This window comes from Kribbella sp. NPDC056345 (genome assembly GCF_042262745.1).
GTDB lineage: Bacteria > Actinomycetota > Actinomycetes > Propionibacteriales > Kribbellaceae > Kribbella.
Genome location: NZ_JBHJQQ010000010.1, coordinates 221,203 through 238,615, shown reverse-complemented (window position 1 = coordinate 238,615; position 17,413 = coordinate 221,203). Strand labels below are relative to the sequence as shown.

Here is a 17,413-nt window from a genome sequence, read left to right as displayed (position 1 = left end):
AGTCCGGATCAGGGCTGCTTCAGGTAGATCGAGGTGAACTCGGGCAGACCCTGGGTCGGGTCGTTGACGACGTGCCCGAGGTTCTTGCCGATCGGGTAGTAGCTCGCGCTGTAGTAGAGCGGGAGCGCCGGCAGGTACTTCTCCAGGAGCATCTTGTCGACCTTCGCCCACTCCTTGACCTGGTCGTCCGGGGACAGCGCCGCGACGCGGTCGATCTCGGCGTCCACTGCCTTGTCCTGCAGCATGCCGACACTGTTGCTCAGGTCGACGGCGTCGGACTTGAACAGAACCGGGAACCAGCTGGTGCCGGCCGGCCAGTCGGAGCACCAACCGGACGGGCCCTGAGCAATGTTCACCGGCGCCGACGGGTCGTTACGCAGCCCGCGGAGCTTGGCCTTCGGAACACCGATGGCCTTGACCTTGAAGCCCGCGCTCTGGAAGACCTCGGTCCGGAGCTGGTTGACCGTCGTGGCGATCTTGTCGTCGTTCGCGAAGTACCAGCTGAGTTCGAAGTTCTCCTTGCCGAGCTCCTTCAGCTTCGCCTTCACCTCCGCCGCGACCGACGGGTCCTTGGCGCCCTTGCCGGTGCCGTTGAGGCCAGGCAGCTCGAACTTCTCGTAGCCCGGAACCGCCGGCGGAAGGATCGTGGACGCCGGAATCGCGCTGTCCGGAGTCAGACCGGCGACCTTGCGCCAGTCCTCGTACGGGTAGGCCTTGGCGATCAGCTGCCGGACCTCGAACGGAATCTTGCGGGTGTCCAGACCCCACATGATCGTGCACGGCTGCGGGCCGGTGACGATCTGGCTCTTGTCCTTGACCTCGGGAACGAGGCTGGAGTCCAGGTCGGTGTAGTTCAGCGCGCTGGCGTCCGGACCGGCGCTCTCCAGGACCTGACGCTGGACCTTGAGGGCGTCCTGACCGAACTTGAAGTGGAAGGCGTCCGGGTACTGGTAACGCACCGGGTCGCTGTTCGGGTCCCAGTTGGGGTTCTTGACGAGCTTCAGCTCGGTACCCGGGGTGTAGGAGTCGACCTGGTACGGCCCGGTGGCCATCGGGTTCAGGTCGTAGTTCTTCTTGGTGTCCTTCGCCTTCGGGATCGGCGTGAACATCGGGAAGGCCGCGTAGAACGGCAGGTCGTCGAACTTCTTGTCCAGCTTGATGACCAGCGTGCTCTCGTCCGGCGTCTCGACACCCGCGTAGTTGTCGCCGCTGGCGTACGGGCCCTTGTACTTGCCGCCGTCCTTGAAGAACTGGGTCTGGTACGTCGGTCCGGCGTCGTACAGGTCATGGGCGAACGACCGCTTGATGGCGTAGGCGTAGTCGGCGGCCTTGACCGGGCTGCCGTCCATGTACTTGATGCCCTGCTTCAGCTTGAACGTCCAGGTCAGGCCGTCTTCCGACCGGGTGCCCAGGTCCTCGGCGAGGTCCGGAACCAGGATCGGCTTCAGGTTCTCGTCAAGCTTGTACTGCGTCAGCGCGCGGTACATCAGCTTGCCGATCTGGTTTCCGTCGGTGAAGTAGATGTTCGTCGGGTCAAAGGTGTCCGGGTTGACGTCGGACAGGACGGTGACCGTGCCGCCGTTCTTCGCGCCTTCGATCGGCTTCGCCGGCCCCTTGGCCGTGACATCGGTCGCCTTCTCCTGCGCCTTGCCAGCGTCGCCCTTGTTCGAGCCACTGTTGTTGTTCGACGATGGGGTGCCGCAGGCTGCGACAGCCAGCATCACCACCGCCGCAACAGCGGTGATCCGTTTCCACTGCATGATCGTGTTTCTCCTTTTCTGCCGCTGGGGCAACGCCGGACTACCGGCGAGTCTTGGGGTCGAAGGCGTCCCGGACGGCATCGCCGAGCAGGGCGAGGGCAAGCACGAGGATCGTGATACCCAGGACCGGGAGCCAGAGATAGATGGGATCCGCCTTGAACCAGTTCGTCGCGACCGCGATGGTCTGTCCCCACGACGGGATCGGCTCGATCAGCCCCACGCCGAGGAACGACAGCCCTGCTTCCGCAGTTACATAGGCCGGCAACGACAACGATGCCGAGATGACGATCGGTGCGACCAGGTTCGGCAGGAGCTCCTTGAACAGCACCTGCCGGGTCGGCACCCCGATGGCCTTCGCAGCGAGCACGAACTCACGCTCGCGCAGGGACAACACCTCGCCCCGGATGATCCGGGCCAGTCCGGCCCAGCCGAAGAACGAGAGAACGAAGATCAGCACGAAGAATCGTGTCGATGCCTGCTCGTCCGGTGTGAGGTTGAACGACCCACCGCGCATGCTCTCGACGATCGGCACCATCGCGATCGCGAACAGCAGGTAGGGCAGGCTCAGGACGAAGTCGATGAACCAGGAGATCACCCGGTCGACCCAGCCGCCGAGGAAGCCCGCCATCAGGCCGAGCACAACCCCGACAACGGTACCCACCAGGGTTGCCACGCCGGCCACGATCAGCGAGGGGCGCGCACCGTACACCCAGCGCGCGAAGTTGTCCCGGCCGGTCTTCGGCTCGACGCCGAACCAGTGGTGGGCATTGGCGACGAAGGTCGGGAAACCGTACTCGTCCACCAGATCGGTGTTGAACGTACCGATGTCGCCACCCTCGAGCTTGGCCAGCAGCGGCGCGAAAATCGCGATCAGGATGAAGAACAGCACCACGGCGGCACAGACGACGGCAACCTTGTCCTTGCGGAGCCGGTCCATCGCGATCCGGGTCGGCGACTTGCCGTGCGCGACACCTCTGGCCCGCTCGGGCTCCGCAGAGGCCGGGTGGTCCTCGATCCCAACGGTCGAGTCTGGTGACCCAATGCTCATTCGCGCTCCGTCAGCTCTGTCAGCCGGATGGTTGTAGTGGTCCAGAAGTCCGGCGCCGGTCTGTAGATCGTGCCGAACATTCGCTGGCCTGGAGGCCCTGCGTCAAATCCCCTTGACACCGGCAAACCCCCCAGCCGCGCGCTAGCCTGCCTGACACTGTGACACCAAACCAGCGGTGCTCGGCAGCAGTGCACAAATCGTTACCGGAACGGGTACTGGACCGGAACATTTGCCCCCAACGGTGACTATCCGCAATCAATCCTTCGCGAAACGCGTCGGCACAGCACCGACAGTGTCCAATTTGTGCCACAAAATAACAGAATGTAACAATTCCGAGCCGACCGGCGACCGTTACCGGACAGGTTCGGATCCCAGCCCCAGCAGCCGCCACTGGTGCATCAGGTCATCACGCGTGGAGCCGGTGACGGGCGCACCCCGCAGCACGTCCGCGAGCGCCCGCCGGGCCTCGCCGCGGTTCCCCACGGCAAGCTCCAACCGGGCCCGGGCAACGGCGTTCATCGCCTCACCCCAATCGTCCGGGCGGCGCTCGAAGATCTCTGCCGCCCGGCGAATCCGGTGGCCTGCACTCGCCAGGTCGCCGCGCAGGATCAGCGCACAGGCCTCCATGTTGTCGACATGGGCGCTGCCGAGCTCGTCACCGATCGACTCGACGATCTCGCGGGCCTCAGCGAGCGCCGTCTCGATCTCTTCCTGGTACGCCGCGCCGAGATCCGCGTCGGCCTGCAACGTCTCGACCAAGAGCACCAGCCTGATCGCGTACAGGCGGGTCCCCGGAGTGCTGTGCCGGCACGACGCCCTTCGCATCGCGATGGCCTCCGGGATGCGGCCCAGATGCTGGAGTGCAGCGCCACGATGGTCGTAGGCCTTCGCTCGGGTCGCCTCGGCCTCCGGATGCTGCTCTATGAGTTCGAGGATGCGGGTGGCCAGCCGGATGGACTCGTGATAGTCGCCGGTCATGCCGGCCAGGTAGCCGGCCTGTCCCAGCGCGGCGATCACCAACTGCGGCACACCCGAGCGTTCAGCCGACGCGACGGACCGCTGCGACAGCAGCGCCAAGCGCTCCGCGTCCGCTGAGCCCGCCGCCTGGGCAACTGCCGCGAACAGCGCGCGATCGAGCTCTGCCTCCAGCTCCACGGCTCCGGCCCGCACGGCGGCGTCCCGGCCGAGCAGCAGGATCGTCTCGCGTGAGTCCCGCTCGTCGCGAACTGCGAGATACCCGATCAGCCGAAAGGCCACCAGACCCGCGAGCCGTGGTGCGCTCCGGCCGGCCAGCTCGACGGCCGCTCGGGCGACAGGGAGTTCCACGTCGAGCCACGGCGCCCCGGTCGCCGCGGCGGCCTCGACCGTCGGGAGATCAACCCCTCCGTCGGCGGCAAGCGGAATCAAGGGAAGCATTCCGTGGTCGATGTGTTCGTCCGCGATGGTGACCAGGTGGAGCACTGTCTCCAGGTAACGCTGCTCAACCTCGTTCGGGTCTGACACAGCGGCGAGAAGTTCCACGGCGCGGGCACGGACGAGGCCGTGGAGGCCGTAGCGGGGTGGGGTGAGGCGGCGGAGCTGGACGAGGCCCAGTGCTGCCAGGTTCTCGAGTACGGCGGCCGCGGTCGCCTCATCGGTGTTGAGCAGCGGCGCGGCAACCCACGGAGCGAACTCGTCGGCACCTACCAGCGCCAGGCAGGCGAAGAGACGACGGGCCGCCGGCGTCGCCGTACTGAGGGTCAGGTCCAGGCTGGCGCGGACGGCTCGGTCACCGGCTACCAGGTAGTCGAGGCGTCGGGACTCGTCGGCCAGCGTCTGGACCACCTCGGCCACGTCTTCGCGGATCAAGGCCAGGCGGGCACCGACGATGCGAAGGGCTAGCGGGAGGCCGGCGCAGTGCGGGACGACTTCGGCCACGCGGATGGCACCCAGGCCGGAGACTGCGCCGAGAAGCTCCGCGCTCGTCTCGTCGGAGAGCGGGAGCAGCTCCCGGTGGATGGCATCCTCCAGGCCGAGCATCCGGCGCCGGGAGGTGACGATGACCGCGCCACCGGCCGGGAGCAGCGGATGGAGCTGGCCGGCGTCGATCGCATCGTCGAAGACCAGCAACACCGACTTGCCGGCCAGACGGCCGCGGAGCAGGGCCGAACGTTCCTCGACGGACTCTGGGAGCTCTGAGCTGTCCACTCCGAGCGAACGCAGGAGCTGTCCGAGGATCGTTCGGGACGGAAGACTCTGCCCGTTCACGTCCTGCAACCGCGCGAACAGCTGCCCGTCCGGGAACGAATCCGCCAGCCGGTGCCCCAGCCGGACCGCCGCCGCTGACTTACCTGTCCCGGCCGCCCCATACAGACAGACAACCGCCGGTACGCCGGGACGCGCGGGACCGGCCAAGACCGCGGACAGCTCCCCCAGTACGTCGTCGCGTCCGATCAGCAGGCCTACATCCGCAGGGAGCTCTCGCGGCACGTCCGGCCCGAGGACGAGATCGAGAGACGAGTCCTGGCGCAGGATCGCGACATGCAGGTCGCGCACCTCGGTTCCAGGCTCAAGACCGAGCTCTTCGTCCAGACGCCGTACTAGAGAGGTATAGACAGCCAGGGCGTCGGCCTGACGGCCAGAGCGGTAGAGGGCCAGCATGGAGGCGGCTGCGAACGTCTCACGGGTCGGCTGAGCGGCAGTGAGGTCGGCCAAACGTGGCAAGAGCTCCTGGTGGTGGCTCAAGGAGAGCTCAGTGCTCACCCGGAGCTCCTCGGCCGCCCACCGTTCCTCTTCGAGACCGGCGCACAGCCGCTCGCGGACGTCCTCGGTCGTGACGTCGGCCAGTGCGGGTCCACGCCAGAGAGCGAGCGCGTCCGTCAGCAGTTTGCTTCGCTGCTCCAGATCGTCCTGCCGCCGAGCCTGTGCGACCAGGGTTCGGAACTGCTCGATGTCAGTACTGCCGGGAGGCGCCTGGATGGCATAGCCGTCCAGGCCGCCGGTGAGCTCGACGTCGAGCATCGTGCGCAGGCGGGAGACGTACACCTGCAGTGCACGCCGCGGGTTGGTGGGCATCGCATCCGGCCAGAGCAACTCCATCAGCCGCTCGGTAGACACTGCCTTGCCAGGTTCCAGCAGCAGTACGGCGAGCAGTAGCCGCTCTTGTCGTCGCTGAACAGCCATCTGCTCAAGACCCGACCAGATCTGGACCGTGCCGAGCAAGCGGAACTCCACGCACACATCGTAGGCGTGGCGGACACCCGTCAGACCGGCGAGTCGGTTCCGAATCCGAGCAGCCGCCAGTGCTGCTTGAGTTCCCACACCGTGTAGCCGGTGTCGTGGATGTTCGCGATCGCGGCGCGGAGGATCTCGCGCGCCTGAGCAGCCCGGCCGTGCGCGAGCTCCAGCCTGGCCCGGCCCACGGCGTTGATCCCCTCGCCTGTCTCGTCCGGACGGCGTTCGAAGATCTCCGCCGCGCGATCGAGGAGGTATGTCGCGGCTTCCAGATCACCGAGCAGGATCTGGGTGATCGCGTCCAGGTTGTCGACGTGGGCCCCGCCCAGCTCGTCACCGATCCCCTCGACGATCGGACGAGCCTCTCCAACGGCCGCCAGGAGCTCATCGAGCTGCCCCGCACCGAGGTCGCTCCCGAGAATGGCGGTCTCCGCCAACAGGATCAGACGGATCGCGTGAACGCGGCTGCCCTGCGGGCTGCAGGCACAAGCGAGCCGGCGCTGCACGAGGGCCTCGGGAATCCGGTCGCGCAACTGGAGGGACCCGGCGAAGCCGTCGTGAGCCCGGGCCCGATAGATCTCGGACACCGGGTTGGACTCGACGATCGCCAGCATCCGCTCGTCGAGCCGGAGGCCCTCGTCGAGATCGGACTGCACCGCGGCGAGGTATTTCAACTGAGCCAGCGCCGCGATGAGCAACTCCGGCGAGCCGGCGCGCTCGGCCGAGTCGAGCGCCCGCTTCCCCAGCGGTGCGAGACGCTCCGCGCTCGGCGACGCCGACTGTGCCACGGCCGCGAACAGCGCCTGGTCCAGCTCGGCCTCGACGACCGCATCGCGGCCGTGCGCCACGGCGTCCCGACCGCGGGTCGCGATCGCCTCGCGCGCGTCACGCTCGTCGCGGACGGTCAGGTAGCCGGTAAGTTTCACGGCCAGCAGGCCCGCAAGGTGTGGCAGGGACTCCGCAGCGAGGTCCAGTGCGGCGCGGGCAACCGGAAGTTCTCGATCGAGCCAGAGCGCCCCCGTCGCGGCCTCGGCTGCGGTCGCCGGCAGGTGCAGCCCGCCTTCAACGGCGATCGGCACGAGAGATGCGATGCCGTGGCCGGAGTGCTCGTCGGCGGTAGCGACCAGGCGGAGGACGGTTTCGAGGTAGCGCTGTTCGATCTCGCCCCGGCCCGGCTCTTCGCCGAGGAGCTCAGCTGAACGGGCGCGAACCAGGCCGTGGAGGCCGTAGCGAGGTGGGGTGAGGCGGCGGAGCTGGACGAGGCCCAGTGCTGCCAGGTTCTCGAGTACGGCGGCCGCGGTCGCCTCATCGGTGTTGAGCAGCGGCGCGGCAACCCACGGAGCGAACTCGTCGGCACCTACCAGGGCCAGGCGAGCGAAAAGGCTGCGGGCTTCGGGCGTCGCCGTACTGAGGGTCAGGTCGAGGCTGGCGCGGACGGCGCGGTCACCGGCTATCAGGTAGTCGAGGCGTTGAGACTCGTCGGCCAGCGTCTGGACCACCTCGGCCACGTCTTCGTGGATCAAGGCCAGGCGGGCACCGACGATGCGAAGGGCCAGTGGGAGGCCGGCGCAGTGCGGGACGACTTCGGCCACCCGCGCAGATCCCAGGCCGGAGACTGCGCCGAGGAGCTCGGCGCTGGTCTCGTCGGAGAGCGGGAGGAGCTCTCGGTGGGTGGCGTCTTCCAGGCCGAGCATTGGGCGCCGCGAGGTGATGATGACTGCGCCACCGGCGGGGAGTAGTGGTCTGAGTTGGCCGGCGTCCATGGCGTCGTCGAAGACGAGCAGCGCTGCTTTGTCGGCCAGGAGGCTGCGGAGGAGGGCAGACCTCTCTTCTAGGGACTCGGGGAGCTCTGAGCCATCGACTCCGAGCGAACGCAGGAGCTGTCCGAGGATCGTTCGGGGCGGCAGACTCTGCCCGTTCACGTCCTGGAGCCGCGCGAACAGCTGCCCGTCGGGGAACGAATCTGCCAGCCGGTGCCCCAGTCGGACCGCCGCTGCTGACTTACCGGTGCCGGCCGCGCCATACAGACAGACAACCGCCGGTACGCCGGTACGCGCGGGACCGAGGAGTGCGGCCGACAGCTCGTCCAGTACGTCGTCCCTGCCGATCAGCAGGCCTACGTCGGCCGGGAGCTCACGGGGTGCCGTAGAGGGGACAGTGAGGTCGAGGGACGGATCCTGGCGCAGGATCGCGACCTGGAGATCGCGCACCTCGGTTCCAGGCTCAAGACCGAGCTCTTCGTCCAGACGCCGTACTAGAGAGGTATAGACAGCCAGGGCGTCGGCCTGACGGCCAGAGCGGTAGAGGGCCAGCATGGAGGCGGCTGCGAACGTCTCACGGGTCGGCTGAGCGGCAGTGAGGTCGGCTAGGCGTGGCAGGAGCTCCTGGTGGTGGCCGAGAGCTAGTTCTGTGGTGAGGAGGAGCTCTTCGGCGGCCCAGTGCTCTTCTTCTAGGCCCCCGCAGAGCCGCTGGCGGATGTCCTCTGTAGTTACGTCCGCCAGCGCAGGTCCACGCCAGAGGCCCAGGGCGTCGGTCAGAAGCTTGCTGCGCTGCTCCAGATCTTCCTGCTGCCGCGCGTGCGCGACGAGACTCCGGTACTGCTCTATGTCGGTGCTACCCGACGGGGCCATAAGCGCGTAGCCCTCGCGCCCACTGGTCAGCTCGACATCGAGCACAGTGCGCAGCCGGGAGATGTAGACCTGCAGCGCGCGCCGCGGGTTGGTGGGCATCGCGTCCGGCCAGAGCAGCTCTATCAGCCGCTGCGCGGCCACCGCCTTGCCGGGCTCCAAGAGCAGTACGGCGAGCAGCAGCCGCTCCTGGCGGCGCTTCAGGGAGACCTGGTCGCCACCCGACCAGATCTGGACCGGACCGAGCAGGCGGAATTCCACTGGCTCATGGTAAGCGCGTGGTAACAGCCCTGCCCAAAGATCTGCCTTACCGCCCCGAACGGAAAGGCATGGTCATGATGCGAGCTTGGGACTGGGGCTGAATCAGCCCTCCCGGACGTTGACGGTGACGAAGGGTGGCTTGACCACATCGAAGGGCTCCTGACGGCCTCTGATGTCGACGGTCACCTGGTCACCCTCCTTCACTGTCGCGTCCAGCAGCGCCAGCGCGATGCCCTTCTTCAGCGATGGCGAGAACGTGCCGGACGTCACCTCACCCAGTGCGGTCCCGGCCGCGTCCAGCACCGACATGTGCGGACGCGGGATCCCCCGGCCGACGGCCAGCAGGCCGCGGAGGACGCGCGCGGGGCCCGCCTCTTTCTCGGCACGCAGGGCGGTGTCGCCCCAGAAGTGCTCCTTCTTCCAGCCCACGGCCCAACCGGACCGCGCCTGCACCGGCGTGATGTCCGGCGTGATGTCCTGACCGTGCAGCGGGTAGCCCATCTCGGTCCGCAGCGTATCCCGCGCCCCCAGACCGGCCGGGACGATGCCGTACTGCGAGCCGGCCGCCAGCAGCGCGTCGAACACAGCCACCGCGGCAGCATTCGGTACGACGAGCTCGTAGCCCCGCTCGCCCGTGTAACCGGTCCGGCACACCACTACCGGCGTACCGGCGAAGTCGGCCACTGCGAAGGACATGTAGTCGTGGCCGGTCGGTAGGCCGATGGCTGCGACCACGTCGTCGCTGTTGGTGCCCTGTACGGCGAGGATCGCGTAGTCGTCGTGGGTGTTCTTCACCACAACGCCGTCCGGCGCATCGGCCTGCAGCAGGCGCACCACCTCGGCAGTGTTGGCGGCGTTCGGGATCAGGAAGACGTTGTCGTCGGCGTGCAGGTAGGCGATCAGGTCGTCGACCACTCCCCCGCGCTCGTTGCAGCACAGCGTGTACTGCGCCTGGCCCGGGGTGATCTTCCCGAGGTCGTTGCTCAGGCATGCGTTCACGTACACCGCCGCGCCGGGGCCGGTGACCGTCGCCTTGCCCAGGTGGCTCACGTCGAAGACACCGACCGACGTGCGGACCGCGGTGTGCTCCGCGACCACACCGGAGTACTCCAGCGGCATCTCCCAGCCGCCGAACTCGGCGAACTTGGCACCGAGGGCGACATGGCGCTCGTGCAACGGGGACTTCTTCAGTTCAGGCGATCCGGTCATGGAGGCGAAACTACCGGACGGCTAGCATGCGAAGGCAGTATTCACGTACCGTCACGACCGGCTCTGTGCCAACCGGTCAAGGAGGACTGAGAATTTCGTGAGCACCATCACCCTGAGCAAGTCCGATGCGGCCGGTGTCAGAACCGACGCGGTCGTCGTCGGCGTCGTCAAACTCGGCGGCGCGGTGACCCTGCCGGCCGGCACCGAGTCGCTCAACGCCGCGTACGGCGGGCAACTGGTGGAGGTGCTGTCCGGACTGGGCGCCACCGGCAAGACCGGTGAGGTGACCAAGGTGCCGGGCCCGAAGCCGGGCAAGTCGGCGAACCTGATCGCCGTCGGCCTGGGTGAGGCCCCCGACGGCACGCTGAAGACCGAGGACCTGCGGATCGCCGCCGGGACCGGCGTCCGGGCCGCCAAGCTGACCCAGACGGTCGCGTTCGCCCTGCCGACGCCGGACGCCGAGTGCGTCCGTGCGGTCGCCGAGGGCGCACTGCTCGGCCGGTACGCGTTCACGACGTACAAGTCGGAGAGCTCGACGGACGAGGCCGGAGCGCTGACCGTGCTGACCGACCTGGCCCGCACCAAGGAGGCCAAGGCAGCGCTGGAGCGCGCCGAGGTCACCGCCGAGGCGATCCGGCTGGTCCGCGACTGGGTGAACACGCCCCCATCGGATCTGCACCCGGTCGAGTTCGCCGCGCACGCGGTGAAGCTGGGCAAGGACTACGGCGTCAAGGTCGAGGTGCTCGACGAGAAGGCGCTGATCAAGGGCGGGTACGGCGGCATCCTCGGCGTCGGCCAGGGATCCAGCAACCCGCCGCGGCTGGTCCGGCTGAGCTACACGCCGAAGAAGCCGGTGACGCACCTGTCGTTCGTGGGCAAGGGCATCACCTTCGACTCCGGCGGCCTCTCGCTGAAGACGGCCAACGGCATGATCAGCATGAAGTCCGACATGGCCGGCGCCGCCGCCGTGATCGGGGCCACGATGGCGATCGCCAGGCTCGGTCTGCCGGTCCAGGTGACGACGTACGCCGCGATGGCGGAGAACATGCCGTCCGGTTCGGCCGCGCGGCCGTCCGACGTCCTGACCATGTACGGCGGCAAGACCGTCGAGGTGCTGAACACCGACGCCGAGGGCCGGTTGGTGCTCGGGGACGCCCTTGTGCGTGCGTCCGAGGACCAGCCCGACCTGATCGTCGACGTGGCCACCCTGACCGGTGCCTGTGTCGTCGCCCTGGGCACCAAGGTGGCCGGCGCCTTCGCGAACACCGACACCGCCCGGGACCGGGTCGTGGACGCCGCGGTCGCGGCCGGTGAGCCGATGTGGCCGCTGCCGATCCCGAGCGAGATGCTCGACAAGCTCAAGTCGCACTCGAAGGTCGCCGACCTGGCCAACATCACCGGCGAGCCCTGGGGCGGCGCCCTCGCGGCCGCGGCCTTCCTCGGCGACTTCGTTGCCGACGGCATCGACTGGGTCCACCTGGACGTGGCCGGCCCGGCCTTCAACGACGGCTCCGCCTCGGGTTACACGCCCTCCGGCGGCACCGGTTACGCCGTACGGACTCTCATCGAGCTTGCCGCCTCAGCCAGCTGAGTAGCGGATCTCCAGCATCAGACAGCCGTCGGTCGTCGTGTACGGGCCGTGCGGCATCCCCGGCGGCCGGCAGGCGTAGTCGCCGGGGTGGAAGGTCTGCTCGAGGGTGAGATCGGTCAGCGATCCCTCGAGCAGGTACACCTCCTCGACGTACTCGTGCCGGATCACGTCGGCACCTGACGTCGTACCGGCCGGCCAGCGAGCCAGCCGGGTCAGCGTGCCGTCGGGTGCGGTGCTCAGCACCCGCTGCTCGATCCCGTCGACCGGCGTCCAGGCGAGGTCGCCAGTGGGGAAGAACTCGCGCTCGTCTTTCACGACCAGGCTTCGGCGAGCTGCTCGACGGTGTAGACGATGCGGCTGGTGACGCCGCGCGGGTCGGTCAGCTCCACCCGCCACGCGTCGGCGAACTGGTCGACGCCGGCGATCATCGGGATCGTGCCGCTGAGCAGCACTGTGCCCGGCACCAGGCGGTCGCCCAGCTCCTTGATCCAGTACGACGGGGGCAGCAACTGCGCGAGCGTTCCGTCCTGGATGAGCTGCTCGGTGTCGCCGTGCCGGACCCAGGCTTTGAGTGTGAATTGGTCGAGCTCGTGCTCGATGTCCTTGAGGGGCCACGCGACGTCGCCGAGCACATCCGGCGCGGACTGCTTGCTCCAGGCAACGCCGTGCACCTCGAGCGCTCGGTCGGTGTGGTCGCAGGCGACCGTCAGCAGCAGGTCCTCCGGCGTCTCGCCGACGACCAGCGCCCACTCCGCCTCGCCGGACGTCTTGGCGTGCGCGACCTGGACGATCTCCGGCCGGCCCACCAGGGACGCCGACAGCGGGTAGAGCGTCGGGATCCGGGTCGGCGCCGGGACTCCGAGCTCGGCCAACTCGTCGACGTGGTGCTGGACCTGCTCGGTGTCGCGACCGGCGTACCCGGCATTCAGGGCGTAGCGGACGGTAATCTCCCGCTCACCGCCGGTGGACAGGGCGAACCGCAGTGTCTGACTCATGACCGGAAATCCTCCGAATTTTCTGTTCCGGGAGCTTGCGTGAACACGTCGTATACAACGAGTATGGAGCAATCCCCCAAGGAGGTCCACCTCGATGTCCAGTCCCACACCTGACACCACGGAGCGCCGCGGCCTCTACAAGGCGTTCGCCGCCAGCCTGTCCGGCACCTCGCTGGAGTGGTACGACTTCGCCGTCTACAGCTCCGCGGCCGCACTCGTCTTCGGCGACCTCTTCTTCCCTGGCAGCGATCCACTGACCGGCACCCTGCAAGCCTTCGGCACGTACGCCGTCGGCTACATCGCGCGACCGCTCGGTGGCATCTTCTTCGGGCGACTCGGTGACGTGATCGGCCGCAAACGCGTCCTGGTCGCGACGCTGCTCCTGATCGGCATCGCCACGTTCTTCATCGGTCTACTGCCGACCCACGCCCAGGCCGGCGCACTGGCCCCGACACTGTTGGTGGTGCTGCGCTTCGCGCAGGGCGTCGGCGTGGGTGGCGAATGGGGCGGTGCGGTCCTGCTGAGCAGTGAGTTCAGTCAGGCGGGACAGCGAGGCTTCTGGGCCTCCGCCGCACAGGTCGGTCCGCCGCTCGGCACCCTGATGGCGAACGGCGTGCTGGCCTTACTCGCCGGGCTGCTGACGGAGGCTCAGTTCCTCAGCTGGGGCTGGCGACTCGCCTTCCTGCTGTCCGCCGTACTGGTCGCGTTCGGTCTGCTCATCCGGTCGAAGCTGGAGGAGACGCCGGTGTTCAAGGAGCTGGAGGCCCGTGGGGACCGGCCGACTGCTCCGGTGACCGAGGTACTGCGGACGCAGCGTCGGCCCCTGATCGCGGCCATCCTGGCGCGGGTCGGTCCGGATGTGCTCTACGCGATGTTCGCGGTCTTCGTACTGACGTATGCGACGAAGGAGCTCGATCTGAGCCGCGGCCAGGCGGTGACCGCCGTACTGATCGGCTCTGCTTGTCAGGTCGCGTTGATCCCGTTCTCCGGCTACCTGTCCGATCGCTACGGGCGTCGGCTGATCTATGCCATCGGTGCGCTCGGCGGAGCGGTGTGGAGTGTGGTGTTCTTCGCTATCGCGTCGTCACTGGGGACTCTGGTGCTCGGAGTGGTCGTCGGGCTCGTGTTCCACTCGCTGATGTACGGACCGCAGGCAGCGTTCGTGTCCGAGCAGTTCACTGCGCGACTGCGGTACACCGGCAGCTCACTGGCCTACACGTTCGCTGGCGTGATCGGTGGCGCACTGGCTCCGCTGGCCTTCACCTACTTCCTGGCGAAGACCGGGACCGGGTACGTCATCGCGGCGTACATCGTGGTGGCTTGTGCGGTCACCATGGTCGGCCTGCGCCTCGGCCGCGCGGTGGTGGACGATGACCTCGCGCTCAACCCTGCATAAGGATCGAGCCGGTGGTGCCCAGGTGGCCGAGGATCGCCTTCTCGGCCGCCTCGGCCTCGCCGGTGGCCAGACCGTCGACGATGGCCTGGTGCTCCACCAGGACATCCTGCCGACGCGTCTCGCTGCGCTGCAACGCGACGATGCCGAGCAGCACGTGCTTGGCCCGCAGGTTCTCGTAGAGCCGGCCGAGCACCGAGTTGCCGGCCGCGGCGACCAGCAACGCGTGGAACTGGCTGTCCAGCTCGATGAACTCCTTCGCGTCGCCCTGGTCGACGATCGCGCGCTGCTGGTCGAGTACGGCGGCCATCGCCTGCACCGGCGCGTTGCCGGCCGCGAGCGACGTGGTCGCGGCCCAGGTCTCGATCACGCCGCGGGCCTGCATCATCTCGGCGATCTCCCGGCCCGGAACCGGCGCAACGAACGCCCCGCGATGCGGGACGAGCTGCACCAGGTCCTCGGCCGCAAGCATCAGCAGCGCCTCGCGCACCGGGGTCCGCGAGATGCCGACCTCGGTCGCGACCGCCTGCTCGTTGATGAACGTCCCCGAGACCGCCGGATCACTGAGGACCGTGCCGCGCAGGTACTGGTAGGCACGGTCACGGCCGGAATCCCCACTCAATTGCATACTCAATGTATACAGGCACGGAGGTCCTGATGACAGATCTACGCGTGGCTGCGGCCCAGCTCACCACCGGCTCCGACCCGGTGTCCAACCTCGCAGCCGCGACCGACGCCGTACGGCGGGCTGCCGACGGCGGAGCCGAACTCGTCGCCCTGCCGGAGGCGACACTGGCCTGCTTCGGTACCGACCTGCTCGCCGTCGCCCAGCCGCTGGATGGCCCGTTCGCGACTGGTCTGCGCAAGGTGGCGGCCGATCTCGGGATCGTCGTGGTGGCCGGACTCTTCGAGCCGTCCGGCGACGGCCGCGTCCACAACACGCTGCTGGCGACCGGGCCGGGCGTCGAGGCGTCGTACCGGAAGATCCACCTGTACGACGCGTTCGGGTCACGCGAGTCGGACACAGTTGCTCCTGGCAACGAACTGGTGAGCTTCTCGTACCGGGATGTGACTGTTGGGCTGGCGACCTGCTACGACCTGCGGTTCGCCGACCAGTTCAGCGCGCTCGGACGACTCGGTGCCGAGCTGATCGTCGTACCGGCGTCGTGGGGTGCCGGACCGGGCAAGGAAGAGCAGTGGGACCTGCTGACCCGGGCGCGGGCCGCGGACGCACAGGCGTGGCTGCTGGCGTGCGGCCAGGCCTACACGGCTCCGCAGGGCACCGACCCGCTGGGGATCGGCCGCAGCAGCCTGACCACTCCCCTGGGCCACACCGCGGCGCGACTCGATCACAGCGCGGGAATCCTGCAGGGCACTGTCGACACCGCAGTCGTCGAAGGTGTGCGCTCCCGAGTCCCGATTCTTTAGATCAGGCCCTGCTTCTTCTTCCGGGCGTTGTACTCGCGCATCCGCGGCGGGACGCCGACCACCGCGGCGTCGTACGACGGGATGCCCAGCTTGTTCGCGAAGTTGTGCGCCCATTGCACCGAGGGGACCCGGCGACGGGTCCACTCACCGTCGATCGCGACCAGCAGCAGCGTGTAGTCCGTCACTGCGGTGCGTGGCTCGACGAAGCCCTCGACTCCCTGACGGCTGAGGGCGAACTCGCGCAGGTGCGCCTGGTCGGGGTTGTCCGACTTGCGCATCGTGCCGGCCTTCTGCCGGCGACCGAACCACTTCATGGAGCAAGTCTCCCTCATCAGCGCAACTCATCGGCAGAAAGTCGCGGTAACGGTTTCTGCCGAAAGCGGCAATCTGCCCAGATCGCTCATGCGAAGATGACGCCGGGCCCCGCGCCGCGATCCGGAGCCGGCCCGCCGACCACACGCCCACGGAGGAACCTGTGACGAACCCGGCAGACAGCAGCGGTACGACGTACGACTTGGTGATCCTCGGCGGCGGCAGCGGCGGATACGCCGCGGCTCTGCGCGCCGCGACCTTGGGGAAGTCCGTCGCCCTGGTCGAGAAGGACAAGGTCGGCGGCACCTGCCTGCACCGCGGCTGTATCCCCACCAAGGCGCTGCTGCATGCCGCCGAGGTGGCCGATTCCGCCCGCGACGGTGAGCAGTTCGGCGTCCGGACGACACTCGAGGGTGTCGACATGGGCGGCGTGAACAAGTACAAGGACGGTGTCGTCGACCGGCTGTTCAAGGGTCTGCAGGGCCAGCTCAAGGCCCGCGGAATCACCGTGATCGAGGGCGAGGGACGACTCACCTCCCCGACCACGGTCGAGGTCGGTGGCACGACGTACACGGGCCGTAACGTGATACTGGCCTCCGGCTCGCACTCCCGGTCGCTGCCCGGTCTCGAGCTCGACGGCCAGTATGTGATCGCCAGCGAGCACGCTTTGACGCTCGACCGCGTGCCGGAGTCCGCGGTCGTCCTGGGCGGCGGCGTGATCGGTGTCGAGTTCGCCTCCGCGTGGACGTCGTTCGGGACCAAGGTCACCATCGTCGAGGCGCTGCCGCGGCTGGTGCCGGCCGAGGACGCCGACTGCTCGAAGACGCTCGAGCGAGCCTTCCGCAAGCGCAAGATCGCCTTCAAGACGGGTACGCCGTTCGAGTCGGTCAAGGTCGTCGGCAACGGTGTCCAGGTGACCGTGGCCGGTGGTGAGGTGATCGAGGCCGAGGTCCTGCTCGTCGCGGTCGGCCGCGGCCCGAACACGGCCGGCCTCGGGTTCGAGGAGGTCGGGGTCGCCCTCGACCGCGGTTTCGTCACCGTCGACGCCACCCTGCAGACCAGCGTGCCGGGCGTGTACGCCGTCGGTGACATCGTGCCCGGCCTGCAGCTCGCGCACCGCGGGTTCCAGCAGGGCATCTTCGTCGCCGAGCACCTGGCCGGGCTCGCGCCGACGCCGATCGACGAGGCCGGTATCCCCCGGGTCACCTACTCCGAGCCCGAGGTGGCGTCGGTCGGGCTGACCGAGGAGCAGGCCCGCGCGAAGTACGGCGAGGTCGAGATCCTCAACTACAACCTCGGCGGCAACGGCAAGAGCCAGATCCTGAAGACCGCCGGCTTCGTGAAGCTGGTCCGGGCCAAGGACGGCGCCGTCGTCGGCCTGCACATGGTCGGCTCCCGGGTCGGCGAACTGATCGGCGAAGCCCAGCTGATCTACAACTGGGAGGCCTACCCCGCCGACGTCGCACCGCTCGTGCACGCGCACCCGACCCAGAACGAAGCCCTCGGCGAGGCCCACCTGGCGCTCGCCGGCAAACCGCTGCATTTCCACGACTGAGCTTCAGCCGGGGCCGCTGGC

Annotated in this window: 13 protein-coding genes; 4 read left to right on the top strand and 9 right to left on the bottom strand. The window is 68.2% G+C overall.

Annotated elements, in window-relative coordinates; genetic code table 11:
* Positions 1-8: 8 nt before the first annotated feature.
* The 5 genes from ACFCV3_RS31725 to gcvT all read right to left on the bottom strand — a co-directional run bounded on the left by ACFCV3_RS31725 (position 9) and on the right by gcvT (position 10,118).
* Positions 9-1,760 carry an ABC transporter substrate-binding protein gene (locus ACFCV3_RS31725; protein WP_376036140.1) on the bottom strand — a complete coding sequence of 584 codons (1,752 nt, stop codon included), beginning with the start codon at positions 1,758-1,760 and terminating at the stop codon, positions 9-11.
* Positions 1,761-1,800: 40 nt separating this feature from the next.
* Positions 1,801-2,808, bottom strand: a complete 1,008-nt coding sequence (locus ACFCV3_RS31720; RefSeq protein ID WP_376036137.1) for an ABC transporter permease — start codon at positions 2,806-2,808, stop codon at positions 1,801-1,803.
* Positions 2,809-3,159: 351 nt separating this feature from the next.
* Positions 3,160-6,021 carry a BTAD domain-containing putative transcriptional regulator gene (locus tag ACFCV3_RS31715; RefSeq protein ID WP_376036136.1) on the bottom strand — a complete coding sequence of 954 codons (2,862 nt, stop codon included), beginning with the start codon at positions 6,019-6,021 and terminating at the stop codon, positions 3,160-3,162.
* A 29-nt stretch (positions 6,022-6,050) separates the two neighbouring features.
* Positions 6,051-8,909 carry a BTAD domain-containing putative transcriptional regulator gene (locus tag ACFCV3_RS31710; RefSeq protein ID WP_376036133.1) on the bottom strand — a complete coding sequence of 953 codons (2,859 nt, stop codon included), beginning with the start codon at positions 8,907-8,909 and terminating at the stop codon, positions 6,051-6,053.
* A 102-nt stretch (positions 8,910-9,011) separates the two neighbouring features.
* Positions 9,012-10,118: a glycine cleavage system aminomethyltransferase GcvT gene (gene gcvT / locus ACFCV3_RS31705; RefSeq protein ID WP_376036130.1), complete on the bottom strand. Its 1,107-nt coding sequence runs from the start codon at positions 10,116-10,118 to the stop codon at positions 9,012-9,014.
* A gap of 97 nt (positions 10,119-10,215) precedes the next feature.
* On the opposite strand from gcvT, the gene ACFCV3_RS31700 reads away from it, so the two are divergent.
* Positions 10,216-11,709, top strand: a complete 1,494-nt coding sequence (locus ACFCV3_RS31700) for a leucyl aminopeptidase (RefSeq protein WP_376036128.1) — start codon at positions 10,216-10,218, stop codon at positions 11,707-11,709.
* On the opposite strand, the gene ACFCV3_RS31695 is transcribed toward ACFCV3_RS31700, so the two are convergent.
* Both ACFCV3_RS31695 and ACFCV3_RS31690 read right to left on the bottom strand, forming a co-directional pair.
* Positions 11,698-12,024 (bottom strand): cupin domain-containing protein, encoded by a 327-nt coding sequence (locus tag ACFCV3_RS31695; protein ID WP_376036125.1) that lies wholly within the window; start codon positions 12,022-12,024, stop codon positions 11,698-11,700. The two genes, ACFCV3_RS31700 and ACFCV3_RS31695, sit on opposite strands and share 12 nt — an antisense overlap.
* Positions 12,021-12,704, bottom strand: coding sequence for a DUF2848 domain-containing protein (locus ACFCV3_RS31690; protein WP_376036123.1), 684 nt, complete (start codon positions 12,702-12,704; stop codon positions 12,021-12,023). Before ACFCV3_RS31690 ends, ACFCV3_RS31695 begins: the two co-directional genes overlap by 4 nt.
* 94 nt (positions 12,705-12,798) lie before the next feature.
* Between ACFCV3_RS31690 and ACFCV3_RS31685 the strand changes: the two genes are divergently transcribed.
* Entirely contained in the window at positions 12,799-14,100 is a 1,302-nt protein-coding gene (locus ACFCV3_RS31685; protein WP_376036120.1) for an MFS transporter, read from the top strand.
* Here ACFCV3_RS31685 and ACFCV3_RS31680 read toward each other — a convergent pair.
* Positions 14,087-14,725 (bottom strand): GntR family transcriptional regulator, encoded by a 639-nt coding sequence (locus tag ACFCV3_RS31680; RefSeq protein ID WP_376036117.1) that lies wholly within the window; start codon positions 14,723-14,725, stop codon positions 14,087-14,089. The genes ACFCV3_RS31685 and ACFCV3_RS31680 overlap by 14 nt on opposite strands.
* A 29-nt stretch (positions 14,726-14,754) precedes the next feature.
* Between ACFCV3_RS31680 and ACFCV3_RS31675 the strand changes: the two genes are divergently transcribed.
* A complete protein-coding gene (locus ACFCV3_RS31675) occupies positions 14,755-15,525 on the top strand; it encodes a carbon-nitrogen hydrolase family protein (protein ID WP_376036114.1) in 771 nt (256 codons plus the stop codon).
* On the opposite strand, the gene ACFCV3_RS31670 is transcribed toward ACFCV3_RS31675, so the two are convergent.
* Positions 15,522-15,839, bottom strand: coding sequence for a hypothetical protein (locus ACFCV3_RS31670; protein ID WP_376036112.1), 318 nt, complete (start codon positions 15,837-15,839; stop codon positions 15,522-15,524). The two genes, ACFCV3_RS31675 and ACFCV3_RS31670, sit on opposite strands and share 4 nt — an antisense overlap.
* Positions 15,840-16,000: 161 nt before the next feature.
* Here ACFCV3_RS31670 and lpdA point away from each other — a divergent pair, with 161 nt between their 5' ends.
* On the top strand, positions 16,001-17,392 hold the full coding sequence (gene lpdA, locus ACFCV3_RS31665) for a dihydrolipoyl dehydrogenase (protein ID WP_376036109.1): 1,392 nt from the start codon (positions 16,001-16,003) through the stop codon (positions 17,390-17,392).
* The last annotated feature ends 21 nt before the right edge of the window (positions 17,393-17,413 follow it).